Raw genomic sequence first — 15,665 nt, forward strand, 5'->3', positions numbered from 1 at the left:
CAAACTCTCTGTCACGCCGTGCCGGAGTCGCTCTACCATCGGTCTATCCGTAGCAGGCTCTCCTCCGTTTCCGCCCACTGCCCGGCCAACGCCGGCCGTACGGCCCTACGGAGCATCGGGGGATGCACATGAACAGCGCTCCGCACCTGCTGAACGAGGATCGCGCGGAATTCGCGCGGCTCCTCGATGAGGCGCTGCGTACCGCCCCATACCGCCCGGACGACCTGACCACCGCCGCGGGACACCCTTTCAACACCGAGCAGTTGCGCACGATGGCGCTCAGCGCGACCACCGCCATCGCCGCCTGCGCCACGGCCGAATACCAACGCTATGTGCAGCTCCGCGCCGAGTTGCGCGCGCCGACGCCCCTCGCTGCGGTCGCCGATGCGGACGGCGAGGAGCAGAAGGCGGCCGCCGACGGGAGACCGGGACCGGACAGCACACCGGCCCTCGACGAGGCCGAAACCACCGGCGCCGGGCTGACCGCCATGATCGCCGTGCTCGCCCCCGTGCTCGCCGGTATCGCCGCCGTGCTCTTCCTCCTCCTCGGGTATGTGCTGCGCGCCGTCAGCCCCGACAAGTCCCTGGCCCAGCCGCTGATCAGCGTCGGCTGGATCTTCGCGGCGCTGACCGCGGCGGGCATCCTCGTCGCCATGGCCGGCCTGCTCATCACGGCGCTGCGCAACGGCGCCTCCGCACAGGTCGCCAGAGCGGATGAGCCGTCCGAGGCGCTGGACCAGGCCCACGAGGCATGGCGCCGCGCCCTCCTGGAACGCGGTCTGCTGCCCTTTCTCCGTGCGGCCCTCACCGACCCCACCGCCACCCCGGACGACGACCCCGCCCGCTACGTCCCTCGCAGCACCACGTCCCCGGAGAGCCGGATCCCCACCCTCGGCTACACCCGCCCCCAGTTCACCAGCCCCGACAGCGGCTCCTCGGGATCCCGCCCGCGCTACTCCAGCCCGGACTTCACCAGCCCGGACTACGGCGGGCCGGACCACCGGACGGATTAGCGCGGCTCTCTCGGATCAGAGCCGGTGCGGGTGGCACCAGGAAGGCCCCCGCCCGTCGGGCAGGGGCCTTCCACCGGGTGCGACCGGGCGGACCGGCTAGTCCGCGATCGGCAGATACACGCGGTTGCCCGCCGCCGCGAACTCCTTCGACTTCTCGGCCATTCCGGCCTCGGGGTCGAGGGCCAGGTCGCCACCGTGTTCGCGGCGGATGTCCTGGCTGATCTTCATCGAGCAGAACTTCGGGCCGCACATCGAGCAGAAGTGGGCCGTCTTCGCCGGTTCGGCGGGCAGCGTCGCGTCGTGGAAGGCGCGGGCCGTGTCCGGGTCGAGGGCCAGGTTGAACTGGTCCTCCCAGCGGAACTCGAAGCGGGCGTCGGAGAGCGCGTCATCCCATTCCTGGGCGCCCGGGTGGCCCTTGGCCAGGTCCGCCGCATGGGCCGCGATCTTGTACGTGATGACGCCGGTCTTGACGTCGTCGCGGTCCGGCAGGCCCAGGTGCTCCTTGGGCGTGACGTAGCAGAGCATCGCGGTGCCCCACCAGGCGATCATCGCCGCTCCGATACCGGAGGTGATGTGGTCGTAGGCGGGCGCGATGTCGGTGGTCAGCGGGCCGAGTGTGTAGAACGGCGCCTCTTCGCAGATCTCCTGCTGGAGGTCGATGTTCTCCTTGATCTTGTGCATCGGGACATGCCCCGGGCCCTCGATCATGGTCTGAACGCCGTGCCGCTTGGCGATGGTGTTCAGCTCACCGAGCGTCCGCAGCTCCGCGAACTGCGCCTCGTCGTTGGCGTCCGCGATGGAGCCGGGGCGCAGACCGTCACCCAGCGAGAAGGTGACGTCGTAGGAGGCGAGAATCTCGCAGAGCTCCTCGAAGTGCGTGTAGAGGAACGACTCCTGGTGGTGAGCCAGACACCAAGCGGCCATGATCGAACCGCCGCGGGAGACGATGCCGGTCTTGCGGCGGGCCGTGAGCGGCACATAGCGGAGCAGCACCCCGGCGTGCACCGTCATGTAGTCGACGCCCTGTTCGGCCTGCTCGATGACGGTGTCCTTGTAGATCTCCCAGGTCAGCTCCTCGGCCTTGCCGTCGACCTTCTCCAGCGCCTGGTAGAGGGGGACGGTGCCGATGGGGACGGGGGAGTTGCGCAGCACCCACTCGCGGGTGGTGTGGATATTGCGGCCGGTGGACAGATCCATCACCGTGTCGGCGCCCCAGCGGGTCGCCCAGGTCATCTTCTCCACCTCCTCCTCGATGGAGGAAGTGACCGCCGAATTGCCGATGTTGGCGTTCACCTTCACCAGGAAGTTCTTGCCGATGATCATCGGCTCGATCTCCGGGTGGTTGATGTTCGCCGGCAGCACCGCGCGGCCGGCCGCGATTTCGTCGCGGACGAACTCGGGCGTGACCTTCTCGCGGACGGCGACGTACTCCATCTCCGCGGTGATCTCGCCGCGCTGGGCGTACGCGAGCTGGGTGACCGGGGCGCCCGCACGGCCGCGGCGCGGCTGACGGGGGCGGCCCGGGAAGACCGCGTCGAGGTTCTTGAGTCCGCCGCGCGGCGAGGTGTGCTTGAGGCCGTCGTCCTCGGGCCGCATGGGGCGGCCGGCGTACTCCTCGGTGTCGCCGCGGCCGATGATCCAGTTCTCCCGCAGCGGTGCCAGACCACGGCGGACGTCGGTATCGATGTTCGGGTCGGTGTACGGCCCTGACGTGTCGTAGAGCGTCACGTCCTTGCCGTTGGTGAGGTGCACCCGCCGGACCGGGACCCGAAGATCGGGGCGCGATCCGGAGACATAGCCCTTGTGCCAGCCGATCTGCGGCTTTTCGCCACCGTTGGCACCGTTTTCGGGCGTGCGTGCATCCTGCAGAGTCATGAGACCCAACTCCCTACGCCGGCATTACCCGGTAACAGGTTCGGCGGTCGACGCAGCGGCTTCCGTCCGCCGGCGTTTCACGTGAAACGCCGCTGGGACGGAGGTCAGCGCCCTCTCAGCCCGGTGCTCCGAGCTCCCGCGATTGCAAAGGTGCCACCACGGTAGCGGCCGATGTGGCGCGGTGAACAGTGGGCCCCTGGAGTTCTTGCGATGATCGGGCGGTGTCCGCTCACGAGTCCCACCACCACCCCACCGCGCACTCCCATGGGCACGGCCATGGTCCTGCTGCGCCCGTCTCCCGGCATCTGCGCAAGGTCATCGCGGCCGTACTGATCCCGTTCGCGGCCGCAGTGGCGGTCGGCCTGGTCGTGCTCTGGCCGGGCGGTGCACCTCCGCACAAACCGTCCGGGGTCGGCTTCGATCAGCCCACGGAGAGCGCCCGAGTGGTCAAAGTGGCGGAGGTGAACTGTGCGGATGTCCATGCCGAGCAGCAGCCCCAGCCCCCGTCACCGACGGGGCAGCCACCGGCCAAGGGAGCGGACAAGGGCAAGCCCTGTCAGCAGACGACGATCGAAGTCACCACCGGGGAGCACAAGGGGCGCACCTTCCAGACGGTGGTGACCCCGGACGCGCTGCGGCACTACACCACCGGCCAGGAGGTGGTGGTGGCGTACTCCCCCAAGGCACCGAAGGAGTTGCAGTACTCGGTCAGCGATGTCGACCGGTCGCTCCCGATGTGGCTGCTGGCCGCGATCTTCGCCTTCGCAGTGGTGATCGTCGGCCGGCTGCGTGGCGTACTCGCATTGGTGGCACTGGCGGCCAGCTTCGTGGTCCTGACGCTGTTCATCCTTCCGGCGATCTTGCAGGGATCCAATCCGCTGGTGGTGGCGGTGGTCGGGGGCAGCGCGATCATGCTGATCGCGCTCTACCTGTGCCATGGGCTGACGGCCCGTACGTCCGTGGCCGTGCTCGGCACCCTCGCGTCACTGCTGCTGATCGGGCTGCTCGGATCGGTCTTCATCGGCTGGGCGCTGCTGACCGGCAATACGGACGACACGACCGGGCTGGTGCACGGCCTGTATCCGGACATCGAGATCCGCGGTCTGCTGCTGGCGGGGATCATCATCGGCTCCCTGGGCGTCCTCGACGATGTGACGGTGACCCAGACCGCGGCGGTCTGGGAGCTCAAGGAGGCGGACCCGTCGGCCGGCTGGCGCAAGCTGTACGGCGCCGCGATGCGCATCGGCCGGGATCACATCGCGTCCGTCGTCAACACCCTGGTGCTGGCCTACGCGGGTGCCGCACTGCCGCTGCTTTTGCTGTTCTCGATCGCACAGAGCAGCGTCGGGACGGTTGCGTCGAGCGAGGTGGTCGCGGAGGAGATCGTCCGCACGCTCGTGGGCAGCATCGGGCTGGTTGCCGCGGTACCGCTGACCACACTGCTGGCCGCGCTGGTCGTCTCGGCGGACCGGAAGGAGCAGACCGTGCCGGCGAGCGGCGACACCGGAGCCGGACGGGGAGCCGGGGCCGGCGCCACGGTGGGTGCCGGGGCCGGGGTCAGCGGTGGCGTGCCGACGAGCCCCACGGGAGGCCGACCGGGACGCCGTGGGGGACGCGGCAAGCGACGTAAGCAGGGATGACGGGGAGGCGGGAACAGGGGAGGGGAACGACGGGCGGGGTCAGCCGGCGGGGGCTTCCGTGAGGATCCGGTCGAGTACGGCCTCCAGGGTGTCGCAGACCTCTTCCTTGCCCAGCGGCACCAGCCGGTCCGTACGGTCCAGGAAGGCGACCAGCGGCGCCGCACTCACCCGGAACAGCGCACGCTCGGCGCCGACTTGAAGGCTGATGAGGACATCGCTGAGGTGCTCGGGGGAGGCCGGCTCGATACGCACATCACCCTCACCGGACGGCCGGCTCAGCCCGTCCAGCAGCAGCTCCCGGCCGAACGCCCAGGTCACCGGCGCATCGCCGGGCAGATCGAAGGTGAGACGGACGGCGTACGGATCGGCGCTGGCGAAGTCCAGCTCCACCGGGATCCGGAACGCAAGCTCCTCCGAGACGACGAAGCTCATGATCACTTCTGCCTGAACTGTGTCGGTCATCAACCACTGCCCCGCACTTGATCGGAGATGGCCGGGAAACAACGCCCGTAGCCCTGTTGGCGCCATCGTCTGCCACGTGCCAGCAGATCACAAGGAGTGAGTTTTCAGATACTGATAGAGAAGGCGAGTGTCGTTAGTGTCGCCTCCGCCATTTTCCGTAGTCGGTCTGTAACGGACCGCAATCGACGCAGTTCGTCCACGGGCAGGGATACCGCCAACGTCGCCGCGGCCGCCCCTACCTGGACGGGAATGGCGGCGCACACCGTGCCTAGGGCATATTCCTGGCGCTCATAAGCGGCATGGCCGCGACGCACCGTATCCAAACGATGCAGCAAATCGTCCTCAGTTCGCACGGAAAAAGGCGTTATCGACTGGACGGGATGGCGCGCCAGATGCTCTTTCCTCGTTGCCTCGTCAAGCTGCGCGAGCAGACATTGGCCGATCGCATGGGCGTGCGCGGTGGTACGGAAGTCGACCCACTCCACCACCGGTGGCCGCGCCGGGTCATCGGTCACCGCCACCACCTCGACTTCACCCTCCCGGTAGACAGCGAAGTAGACGGCGGCGTCCAGCTCCTGGCCCGCCACGGCCAGCGCTTCGGAGAGATGGGCCCGCTGCCGGCGCCTGGCCCCGGCCCGACCGATGTCCTCGGCCGCCACACCAAGGACGAAGACCCCGTTCTCCCGCTGGAGATAGCCCTCGTGCGTCAGGGTCCGCAGCAGGTGGTAGGCCGTCGGCAGCGGCAGCCCCGCCTCTCTGGCCAGCTGCTTGGCGGGCGCACCATCGGCGTGCGCACCCACCGCCTCCAGCAGCCGTAGCGCCCGCTGCACCGATCCGATCAAGGTGGGATGGGAGGCGGATTCGCCGTTCACGATTGCCAACGCCAACCCCCAGGTCCGCTCGCCGCGGGGCACGGGCCCCGGCCACGGGACCAACTCCCGTGACCGCGCACGTCTCCCCGGCGCCCGATGACGCCCGGACCGGGCTCGTCTCGCCCGGGTTTCCGGAACGCCATCGTCCGGAAGACGCCTGCGAGCGGCACTCTAGCCCGGGAGGTCGGGACGAAAGGCCGAAAGCCGGAGGAGTTACCCCGCCCGCGCACCGCCGAGCGGGGCTGTGCGGGCTGGGTTCGACAGCGGCCCCAACTACGTCGCGATGCGGCGTTTTTGGGGGATTTGCGAGTTGAGCTGTGCCGCAATCCTCGCCGGGCCGAGCGGACCCCGGCCGACGACCGCCGGCGGTCGAGCACCGGCGGTCGGTCGTGCGGGCTGTGCCCTACCAGTCGCTCTTCGACGAGGAAGAGGACGCGCCGCTGGCCCTGCGGACGAGGTAGATGACTCCGGCGATCAGGGCCGCCGCGATGAGGACCTTGAACAGCACGCCGATCAGGAAGCCGAGTGCGGTGGCGATCAGGCCGCCGAAGACGACGATCACGACGACGGGCACCACGACCCAGGTGACCCACCACGGAAGCCCTGCGAATATCCCCTTACCGGCCACTGCTCTCCCCTGCTTTCTGTCTTTCGCGCTGTCGTTGTCCGTACCGGCTATCCGTCCGCCGCGCTGTGTTGCGCTGATGGCATCGTCCGCGCGCTGCCAGCCTGGCGCCTCACGCCTCAGGCTTCCCTTCACCAACGATGCTAGGACGCGGACCACGGCCATGGGGGCCTCGCAGCCCCGGTCCTCCCCTGACGCTTCCCCTACGGGTTCCGGGGTCCGACCCTTAGCTCTCAGGAGGAGAGAAGACCACCATCACCCGGAGGTCCTCGCTGATGTGGTGGAACTTGTGGGGCACCCCCGCCGGCACGTAGACCACGCTGCCCCGTGCCACCGACTGCGTCTCCTGCCCGACCGTGATCGCCGCCCGGCCGCTGACCACGAGATAGACCTCGTCCTGCGCGTGCGGCTGCTGTGGATCGACGCTGCCGGCATCCAGCGCATACAGCCCGGCCGACATGTTGCGTTCCCGGAGGAACTGAAGATACGCACCGTCGTTCGCGGCCCGCTCCGCTTCCAGCTCTTCCAGTCGGAAAGCCTTCATGCCGTTCGCACCCCTCGATGATTCAGACTCGTCTGCGACGATCTCACCATGAAGCATTTTCTGGTCAAGACGATCGCCAATGCCGCGGCGCTTGCCGTGGCCATCTGGCTGCTCAAGGACATCACGCTCACCGGTGAGAACACCGGCCGCCAAATACTGACCCTGATCCTCGTCGCGCTGATCTTCGGGCTGGTCAATTTCCTGGTCAAGCCCCTGGTGAAGTTGCTCTCCTTCCCCCTGTTCATCCTCACGCTCGGCCTGATCACGCTGGTCGTGAACGCGCTGATGCTGCTGCTGACCTCCTGGCTTGCCGGCCAGGCCGACCTCGCCTTCCATGTGGAGGGCTTCTGGACGGCACTGCTCGGCGGCGTGATCATCTCCATCGTCGCCTGGGCGATGCATGTGATCCTTCCCGACGAGGACTGACCCTTGACCGCTCCCTTCCGCATCTGCTTCGTCTGCACCGGCAACATCTGCCGGTCGCCGATGGCGGAGTCCGTCTTCCGTGCCCGCCTCACGGAGGCCGGGCTCGACGGCCTGGTCGAGGTCGACAGCGCGGGGACCGGCGGTTGGCACGAGGGCGATGGAGCCGACCCGCGCACGGTCGCCGTACTGCGCGCGGGCGGCTATGAACACGCTCACACCGCCCGGCAGTTCCAAGCCTCCTGGTTCGACCGCCTCGACCTGGTCATCGCGCTCGACTCCGGCCATCTGCGCGAGCTGCGTCGGCTGGCCCCTACCGCACAGGACGCCGCCAAGGTCCAGCTGCTGCGTGCGTACGGGACGGGCGCGGCGACGGGCCCGATGGCGGGCGGCGCCTCGGGCCCGGCGCCCGCCTCCGACCTCTCCGACGATCTCGACGTCCCCGATCCGTACTACGGCGGTTTCGAGGGCTTCGAGGAGTGCCTGGAGATGGTCGAGACGGCGAGCGAAGGCCTGCTGGCCGCGGTCCGCGCCACGCTCCCGGCCCGTACCGTCGTCACGGCCCGCGTCCCCGACCACGACCACCGGCGCGCTGCCCAGGAACCACAGCAGCCGCAGGAGAAGGAGAGCGCATGACGGGCGACGGCACCCGCGCCGTACGAGCCGGGCTCCCGGGGCCCGCGGCCTATGAGCCGGCCCTCCCCGGGCCGGTCTTCGCGGCCCACTACCACCTCCCCGGCGACGCCGTCGGCCCCTACACCTACGGCCGCGATGCCAACCCGACGTGGACCCGTCTGGAAGAGGCCATCAGCGCACTCGAATCGCCGGACGAGAGCGCCCATACCGTCGCCTTCGCTTCCGGGATGGCGGCGATCAGCGCGGTGCTCTTCTCCCACCTGCGCTCCGGTGACGCGGTGGTGCTCCCCAGCGACGGCTATCAGCTGCTGCCTGCCGTGCGCACCCGCCTGGAGAGCTATGGCATCGAGGTCCGTACCGCGCCGACCGCACACGACGCCCAGCTCGATGCGCTGGACGGCGCCCGGCTGCTGTGGATCGAGACACCCTCCAACCCCGGCCTCGATGTCTGCGACATCCGGCGGCTGGCCGACGCGGCGCACCGCCGGGGCGCGCTGGTCGCCGTCGACAACACCCTCGCCACCCCGCTCGGCCAGCGCCCCCTCGACCTGGGCGCGGACTTCTCGGTGGCCAGCGGCACCAAGGCGCTGACCGGCCATGGCGATGTCCTGCTGGGGTACGCCAGCACCCGTGATGCCGCGCTCGCCGATTCCGTACGGCTGTGGCGCAAGACCGTGGGCGCGATCCCCGGCCCCATGGAGAGCTGGCTCGCGCATCGCTCACTCGCCACCCTCGCGCTGCGCGTCCGCCAGCAGTCGGCCGGTGCACTGGCGCTGGCCACGGCCCTGGCCGACCGCCCGGAGGTCGCCGGCCTGCGCCATCCTGGTCTGCCGTCCGATCCGTCCCATGAGCTCGCCACCCAGCAGATGCGCGCGGGCCGCTTCGGCTCCGTGGTGTCCTTCGTGCTGCCGGACAAGTCCTTCGCAGAGCGGTTCCTGGACGCGCTGACCCTGGTCGACGATGCGACCAGTTTCGGGGGCGTACGGTCCAGCGCGGAGCGGCGGGCCCGTTGGGGCGGAGACGCGGTGCCGGAGGGCTTCATCCGCTTCTCGGTCGGCGTCGAGGAGCCCGAGGATCTGGTCGCGGATGTCCTCCGGGCACTGGACCTGGCCGCACAGAGCTGACCCGACAGACCGGGATGAACCGCATCATCGACAGGAGTCGAACAAGCGGGGCGCACCGCTACGTCCGGTACGCCTGAAGACGCAAGGAAGGCCGGCAGGGTATCCCCCCTCGTCACCCTGCCGGCCTGCGGTTCCACATGGCCCCGAGTCCACGCGTTTCACGTGAAACCAGATGTTCCACGTGAAACCAACCGCTCGAACAAGGCTAGTTGACCGAGCGTCAGTGTCCAATCACGCTAGCGACACATCCCTATCGACAAATTTATAGTTGGCCCGCGACCAGGCTTCCGAGGGGCGCAGGAGGTACACAATGGATCTGGCTCTGCTGCGCACCTTTGTCACGGTGCACCGAGCCGGCTCCTTCACCCGCGCCGCGGCATTACTCGGCCTCTCCCAGCCCGCGGTGACCAGCCAGATCCGGGCGCTGGAACGCCAGTTGGGCCGCCCGCTCTTCCTCCGGTACGCCCGCGGTGTCACCCCGACCACCATCGGCGACGAACTCGCCCACAAGGTGGCGCCGCACCTGGACGCGCTCACCGAGATCACCGAGGCGGGCCTGGACAGGGACTCCGTCACCCGCACCCTCCACCTCTCCGGCCCCCCGGAATTCCTCGCCGAGCGCGCTCTCCCGGCGCTGGCCCCGCTGATATCCCAGGGCCTGTCCATCCGCACCTCCTTCGGGCCCGCGAAGGAGATGCTGAGCGGTCTGGCGGACGGTCACCACGATCTGACCGTCACCACGACCCGGCCGCGCGACGGGCTGCTCACCGCCACCCCGCTGTGCGACGAGGAGCATGTGCTGATCGCCGCGCCGCACTGGGCGGATCAGCTGGGCGGCCCCGCGGTACTGGAGGCCGGTGGCGTCCGCCTGTTGGACCCCATACCGATCGTCGAGGTGCACGAGAGTCTGCCGCTGATCGCCCGCTACTGGTCCACGGTCTTCGACACGAAGCCCACGGCCTCCGCGGCCGTGATCGCCGGCGATCTGCGGGCGGTGCTGTCCTGCGTCGCGGCCGGTGCGGGGCTCGCCGTCCTGCCCCGCTATCTGTGCGCCGACGCGCTCGCGGGCGGCGACGTCATCACCCTGCTGGATCCGCCGGTGCCCCCGCTGCGGACCTACTTCCTGGCCGTACGGACCGGGACGCTCGGCCTGCCGCATATCGCGCGGGCGCAGGAATGGCTGCTGCGCACCGCTGTCGACTGGTGACCGAGGGGCGAGGGTTTCACCAGGCCGTGACTGCGGCATCTGTCCCCTATGAACGAACGGCCAGTCGTCAAACGCACCGCCCGCGCGATCCTGCTCGACGGCGCGGACCTCGTTCTGATCAAGCGCACCAAGCCGGGCCGCGCCCCGTACTGGATCACTCCCGGCGGCGGCGTCGAGCCCGAGGACGCCACCGTCATCGATGCCCTCCACCGTGAACTGGACGAAGAGCTGGGCGCGAAGATCAAGGACGTGGTGCCGGTCTTCGTGGACACCGTCGAGCACTTCAGCGACGGCGGGGTGGACGGCGTCAAGGTCCAGCACTTCTTCGTCTGCCGGCTCGACTCGATGGACCTCGCACGCCGGCACGGCCCCGAGGTCGAGGAACCCTGCGGGGACTACGAAATCGTGCGGGTGCCCTTCACCCGCGTCGGTATCGCCTCCGTCGAGGTCGTACCGCTGTCGCTGCGGCACTACCTGGACGGCAACATCGAGGGCGTACGGGCCATGCACGCCCCCGACCTGGGCTGAGCGGCCGCCGAGTCAGCACCACGACGGCCGCTGCCTCAGGCGCCGGGTCAGCCGTCGCGCCGGTCGAACCATCCGCGGAATCCGGCCTCGTCCTCCGCGGGACGGCGGGGCTGGGCGCGGGCGAGCACCCGCTCGACGCGGTCGAGGAACTCCGCGTTCAACTCCTCCACGAAATCCCGCCGGCCGGATACCTCTGTCCCGGCGCCATATCCGGGCTCGGACCGTGGAGCGTGGGGCAGGCCGACGTGCGCGGGATCGCCGCCGTACACCGCAGCCGCGCCCTGGTAGGCCGCCTCGTCCGTGTCCTCGTGCAGTCCGCCCCGTAGATGCTCGTTCGTGCGCGCCGCGCGCCGGAACGGCGGACGCTCACTCGCCTCCGCCGCCGCGCCGAAGAAGTCGCCGCCCTTGCGCTTGCTGTCGTCGGTGCCCCACGCCCGCGCCCCGCGCTGCTGCGCCGGGACCTTCTGGAGATGCGGAATGTGCTTGGCGCAGTGGATGTATGCCTCTTCGACCTCGACCGTGACCCACAGCTGGGCGCGCCGCCCGGGCACCGGGTCGACCGGCAGATCGGGGTGGTGTGCCCGCATCTCCTCGTCCATGACGACCCGCGCGCGGCCGTTGATGTGCAGGCCGATGCGGTCCCGGGTGAAGTCGATCATCAGGATGCCCAGGCGCGGGTTCTCCGAGATATTGCCGATGGACGCCATGACACCGTTGCCACGGTATTCCGGATACGCCAGCGTCCGGTCGTCGAGCACCCGGACGAAGCCCGGCGGGCCGGCCCGGAAGGTCGAATCGCAGTCCCCGTGCCGGTCGGCCGTGGCCAGGAAGAACATCTCCTGCCGGGCCACGAACTCCCGCATCCGGACATTGAGATGGTCCAGGACCTGATCCCCGTAGAAGCGGTCGGCACGCTCGGTCGTGCCGAGCCGCTGCTGCACCAAGTGCTCGCCGTCGCTCCCGGGGCGCTCCTGCCTCGGCATACCCCACCCCTCCCCTGTTGGACCGTCTTCGCCCTGCACTGCCAAGACTTCAATCTCCTGCTGAGACCAGCTCTTCGATGGAGTCGTGCCGTATGCGGTCGGTCGGGATGCCCACCCCCACCAAAGCGTCCACACCACTGCGGATCAACCCTGGCGGCCCGGAAAGATAGGCGTCGTATTCCCGGTATGGACCGTATTGCCGTACTGCGTCCGGAAGTTGCCCGGTTTCGCTGCTCGTCCCGCCCCGCGGCGCCGGTCCGGTGGCGACGACCGGACGGACGGAGAGCCAGGGGTGGGTCTGTTCCAGCCGCAGCATGGTGTCGAGGTCGTAGAGGTCCTGGTCGCTGCGGGCGCCGTAGAAGACCTCGACGGGGCGCCGGACACCGTGTTCCGCGACATCCTCGACCAGGGCCTTGATGGGTGCGATACCGGTGCCGCCGCCGACGCACAGCAGACCGCTGCGCGTGGTGTGGTCGATGGTCATCGAGCCGCCGGGAGCCCCGAGCCGGATGACATCGCCGGGGCGGGCGCGATGGACCATGGCGTTGGAGACCCAGCCGGCCGGGACCGCCTTGACATGGAAGGAGAGCAGACCGTCGGAGCGGGGTGCGGAGGCGAAGGAGTAGTGCCGCCAGATCCGCGGCCACCAGGGGGTTTCCACGCTGGTGTACTGCCCGGCGAGGAACGGGTAGGGCTGGTCGGGACGGACCGTGACCACCGCGATATCCGGCGTACGCAGCTCATGCGAGACGACCTCGGCCTGCCACCAGGCGGGGGCCACTGCCTCGTCCTCGGCGGCCGCGTCGATCATGATCTGCGAGATCGCCGTGTAGGCACGCACCCAGGCGGCCTGGGTCTCCGGCCCCCAACTGGATGTCGCATAGCGCGCGAGCGAGCTGAGCAGGCATTCGCCGACCGCCGGGTAGTGGTCCGGCTGGGTGCCGTATTTGCGGTGCCCGCGGCCGAGGTTCGCGAGGTACGCGGTGAGCACATCGGCGTCGTCGACGTGCTGGGCCGCGGTGAGCAGTGCCTTGAAGAGACGGTCGCGCTGGGTGTCCATCGAGGCGGGGAACAGCGCCCGCAGATCGGGGTACTGGACGAAGAGCAGCGCGTAGAAGTACGAGGTGACCTTGTCGGCCACGGGCTCGATTTCCGCCATCGTGCGACGGATGAGAACCGCGTCGGGAGAGGCGGGCTCCGCGGAGGACACCGAGGCGGTCACGGCCTCTAGGGAGGGCTCCGGTGCGGGAGCCGCGGGGCGGGCCCTGGGGGTGAAAGCGGAGGGCGCGGGGCCCGCGCTCTGGGCGGGCGGCGCCGGGGCGGCGCTCCCCATGGGCGCTCCCGTGGCGCGCGCCGACTGGTGTACGGGCTCGGGCTCCTGGCCGCGGACGGATGCGCGCTCCCAGGTCGGCTGACCTCCCCGGGCCGGCTGACGGTCCCAGGAGGGCTCGGCGTCGCGGCGCGGCGGTGCGGAGGCCGGGGCGGCGTACCCGGAGGCGGCCGCGGGCCGTTCGGTGGAGGCGGGTGCGGTGGGCGCTCCGCCCGGGTGCCGTGCGGGCGGGACCTGCGACGGCTCCGCTTCGCGCACCCGCTCGGCGGCGGTGCCTACCGGCCGGATCGGATTGACCGGCCGACTGGGTATCTGCTCCCGGTCGTTCGGCTCGTCTCTCGCGTCGTGGTCTCTGTAGTCACCGCGGTCGGGGTGCGCACTCCGGTCGTCCGGTTCGGCCCAGCCGTCCTGGCCTTGTTGCCGGTCCTGGCTGTTTTGCCGCTCCTGCTGTTCTCCGGAGGACTTCTTTGCCGGCGGAGTGAACCAACCCCAATCGCCACTGCTCCCATCGGAAGAGCCGTTATCGGCCGACGTAGTGGTCGGAGCGTCCATGGTCTGCCTCGCCTCGAACGTCTTTCAGTCGTCTTCGCACTTCCGTGGATCGGAACTGCCCGGAATTCCCCCGCCTGCCCCGGAATTCTTCATCGACTCAAGCGATTCCGGCAACATCCTCCAAAGCGGACAAATCTCACTTCCCTGCGACATTGTGGAGCAGACGCCGCGTCAGCAGCATGACACCCTGCTCACGACGATGGACAAATAGTCGGAAGTGCGGGTGTCACGGGCCGCTTCGCCGCTAGGCTGACGAGCTTTGCCCGCCCTTCGCGTACCCGCGGAAGCCCTCACTCCGCCAAGCCGGACTCGACCATACCGGCAGTAGTTGAAACCACAAGTCCTGATCTTGGAACACTGTCCGCGACCCTTCCGATAACAGTGATCCTCCCCACAGACTGCAATTTCAGCGCACACAGCGGACGAATCCTCCGTGGAAAGTACGGAATTACTGGCCAGTACGCACCAGTGCGTATGCCTCGCGCAGATCACGGCCCGCATACGCATATGAGGCCAGGTCACTGACATGGTGATCCGCATTCACGGCCACGGACCGCGGAACGGCCGCGAACAGTTCGGTGTCCGACAGGGAGTCGCCGTACGCCACGCAGTCGGCGCGGGTCAGCCCGTACCGCACGCAGAGTTCATCTGCGATACGTACCTTCGCCGCCGAGGTGAGGATGCCGGCCGGCTCCACCGCCTGCCGGATCGGCACCACCGGCCAGCGGGAACCGTGCGCCTCGTCGGCGCCCCAGGCCAGCAGCCGTTCGACAAAGAAGGCCGGGGACAGGGAAATCACCGCGCACCGTTCGCCGCGTGCCCGGATATCCGCCCAGACCTCCCGGATACCGGTCAGCCACGGCGCACCGTCGAAGGCCGCGGCCACCTCACGTTCGGTCAGCTCGGCGGCCCATAGCTCACACGCCCGCTGTGCGAACTGCACGGGCGTCAACAGCCCCGCCGCAAATCCGCGCTCCAGCTCGCCGATCTCCCGGTCCAGCCCGAGCTGCCGGGAGATCTCGACCGCGGCCGCGGACCCGTGGAGCAGGGTCCCGTCCATGTCGAACAGATGCAGCTTGCTCATGGCCCCGGAGCCTAGGGCGCCCGGCGGCGGGAGGCGTGGGCGGGAGGGGGTATGGGTGCAACTGGGTTCGTACGGCCCCAAATCCGACGAAGCGAGGCCCCTCTGCGGTGTGAGCGGGTACGTACTCAAGGCCGCGTACCCGCGGATACTCCCGCCGGCAGATGTACCGCGCCGCGCGGGGCGAGACCGTGTCGGTATGCAGCAGCTCAACCGCCCCGCCCGGCGGGCCGTCCTCGTCCTTCACCTCGCCGTATCCGTCAGCTGGCTCGGTCTCACCCTCGGGCTGCTCACGCTCGGCATCACCGGCTACACCACCGGCTCCCCCGAGATGGCGACGGTCGCCTACCGTGCGATGAAGATCTTCGGTGACTGGCTGGTGCTCCCGCTCGCCTTTGCCTCGCTGGTCAGCGGGCTGGTGCTGTCCCTGGGCACCGCCTGGGGGCTGGCCCGGCACCGCTGGGTCGTCGTGAAGTTCTGGCTGACGCTCATCACCGTGTTGCTGTCGGTCTTCTCGCTCCGGCCCGGCATCAACCGCCTCGCCGCCGAGGCCGCCGCGGGCACGCCGGTCGCCGACATCAGCCTCGTCGTCGCGCCGTCGGTCGCCACGGCCACCTATCTCTTCATCACCACGATCTCCGTCCTCAAGCCCTGGGGGCCGACCGCACGCGGCAGCCGGCTGCGCCAGGCACTGACGGCCGAGGCCCGCGCCGGCCGGGCACGAAGGAACGGCATCGAGGGCGCGGGCGTCCGCTAGCGACGGGCGGGGC

General features: G+C 69.4%; 16 protein-coding genes. 8 read left to right on the forward strand and 8 right to left on the reverse strand.

The genetic code is table 11. The features are described from left to right. The first annotated feature begins 122 nt into the window (after positions 1-122). Positions 123-1,013: a DUF4126 domain-containing protein gene (locus tag TU31_RS07480; protein ID WP_042150896.1), complete on the forward strand. Its 891-nt coding sequence runs from the start codon at positions 123-125 to the stop codon at positions 1,011-1,013. A 96-nt stretch (positions 1,014-1,109) separates the two neighbouring features. Here TU31_RS07480 and thiC read toward each other — a convergent pair whose 3' ends face one another. Further along, positions 1,110-2,888, reverse strand: a complete 1,779-nt coding sequence (thiC, locus tag TU31_RS07485; protein WP_042150898.1) for a phosphomethylpyrimidine synthase ThiC — start codon at positions 2,886-2,888, stop codon at positions 1,110-1,112. 221 nt (positions 2,889-3,109) lie between these two features. Between thiC and TU31_RS07490 the strand changes: the two genes are divergently transcribed. Then, a complete protein-coding gene (locus tag TU31_RS07490; protein WP_042150900.1) occupies positions 3,110-4,528 on the forward strand; it encodes a YibE/F family protein in 1,419 nt (472 codons plus the stop codon). Positions 4,529-4,567: 39 nt separating this feature from the next. Here TU31_RS07490 and TU31_RS07495 read toward each other — a convergent pair whose 3' ends face one another. The 4 genes from TU31_RS07495 to TU31_RS07510 all read right to left on the reverse strand — a co-directional run bounded on the left by TU31_RS07495 (position 4,568) and on the right by TU31_RS07510 (position 7,031). Next, positions 4,568-4,990, reverse strand: coding sequence for an SsgA family sporulation/cell division regulator (locus tag TU31_RS07495; protein ID WP_042150901.1), 423 nt, complete (start codon positions 4,988-4,990; stop codon positions 4,568-4,570). Between the two features lie 104 nt (positions 4,991-5,094). Beyond that, positions 5,095-5,865 carry an IclR family transcriptional regulator gene (locus TU31_RS07500; protein WP_042151836.1) on the reverse strand — a complete coding sequence of 257 codons (771 nt, stop codon included), beginning with the start codon at positions 5,863-5,865 and terminating at the stop codon, positions 5,095-5,097. 400 nt (positions 5,866-6,265) lie between these two features. Continuing rightward, positions 6,266-6,490, reverse strand: coding sequence for a DUF5326 family protein (locus tag TU31_RS07505; protein WP_042150902.1), 225 nt, complete (start codon positions 6,488-6,490; stop codon positions 6,266-6,268). Between the two features lie 223 nt (positions 6,491-6,713). Beyond that, positions 6,714-7,031, reverse strand: a complete 318-nt coding sequence (locus TU31_RS07510) for a cupin domain-containing protein (RefSeq protein ID WP_042150903.1) — start codon at positions 7,029-7,031, stop codon at positions 6,714-6,716. A 48-nt stretch (positions 7,032-7,079) separates the two neighbouring features. On the opposite strand from TU31_RS07510, the gene TU31_RS07515 reads away from it, so the two are divergent. From TU31_RS07515 to TU31_RS07535, 5 genes are all read left to right on the forward strand, one after another. Beyond that, positions 7,080-7,457: a phage holin family protein gene (locus TU31_RS07515; protein WP_042150905.1), complete on the forward strand. Its 378-nt coding sequence runs from the start codon at positions 7,080-7,082 to the stop codon at positions 7,455-7,457. 60 nt (positions 7,458-7,517) lie between these two features. Next, the gene (locus tag TU31_RS07520; RefSeq protein ID WP_370682713.1) at positions 7,518-8,090 is read left to right on the forward strand and encodes a low molecular weight protein-tyrosine-phosphatase; all 573 of its coding nucleotides are present in this window, start codon (positions 7,518-7,520) and stop codon (positions 8,088-8,090) included. After that, positions 8,087-9,214: a cystathionine gamma-lyase gene (locus TU31_RS07525; protein ID WP_042150909.1), complete on the forward strand. Its 1,128-nt coding sequence runs from the start codon at positions 8,087-8,089 to the stop codon at positions 9,212-9,214. The genes TU31_RS07520 and TU31_RS07525 overlap by 4 nt, the downstream gene beginning before the upstream one ends. A 310-nt stretch (positions 9,215-9,524) precedes the next feature. Beyond that, entirely contained in the window at positions 9,525-10,421 is an 897-nt protein-coding gene (locus tag TU31_RS07530) for a LysR family transcriptional regulator (protein WP_042150912.1), read from the forward strand. Between the two features lie 48 nt (positions 10,422-10,469). After that, positions 10,470-10,949, forward strand: coding sequence for an NUDIX domain-containing protein (locus TU31_RS07535; protein WP_042150914.1), 480 nt, complete (start codon positions 10,470-10,472; stop codon positions 10,947-10,949). Between the two features lie 47 nt (positions 10,950-10,996). Here TU31_RS07535 and TU31_RS07540 read toward each other — a convergent pair whose 3' ends face one another. The 3 genes from TU31_RS07540 to TU31_RS07550 form a co-directional block, all read right to left on the reverse strand. Further along, a complete protein-coding gene (locus TU31_RS07540) occupies positions 10,997-11,932 on the reverse strand; it encodes a pyridoxamine 5'-phosphate oxidase family protein (RefSeq protein ID WP_042150915.1) in 936 nt (311 codons plus the stop codon). 49 nt (positions 11,933-11,981) lie between these two features. Beyond that, complete coding sequence (locus TU31_RS07545) at positions 11,982-13,814, reverse strand: globin domain-containing protein (RefSeq protein ID WP_042150917.1); 1,833 nt, start codon at positions 13,812-13,814, stop codon at positions 11,982-11,984. Between the two features lie 448 nt (positions 13,815-14,262). Further along, complete coding sequence (locus tag TU31_RS07550) at positions 14,263-14,898, reverse strand: HAD family hydrolase (RefSeq protein ID WP_042150919.1); 636 nt, start codon at positions 14,896-14,898, stop codon at positions 14,263-14,265. Positions 14,899-15,094: 196 nt separating this feature from the next. On the opposite strand from TU31_RS07550, the gene TU31_RS07555 reads away from it, so the two are divergent. Next, positions 15,095-15,652, forward strand: a complete 558-nt coding sequence (locus tag TU31_RS07555; protein WP_042150921.1) for a hypothetical protein — start codon at positions 15,095-15,097, stop codon at positions 15,650-15,652. Positions 15,653-15,665 lie beyond the last annotated feature (13 nt).

The organism is Streptomyces lydicamycinicus (assembly GCF_000829715.2).
GTDB lineage: Bacteria > Actinomycetota > Actinomycetes > Streptomycetales > Streptomycetaceae > Streptomyces > Streptomyces lydicamycinicus.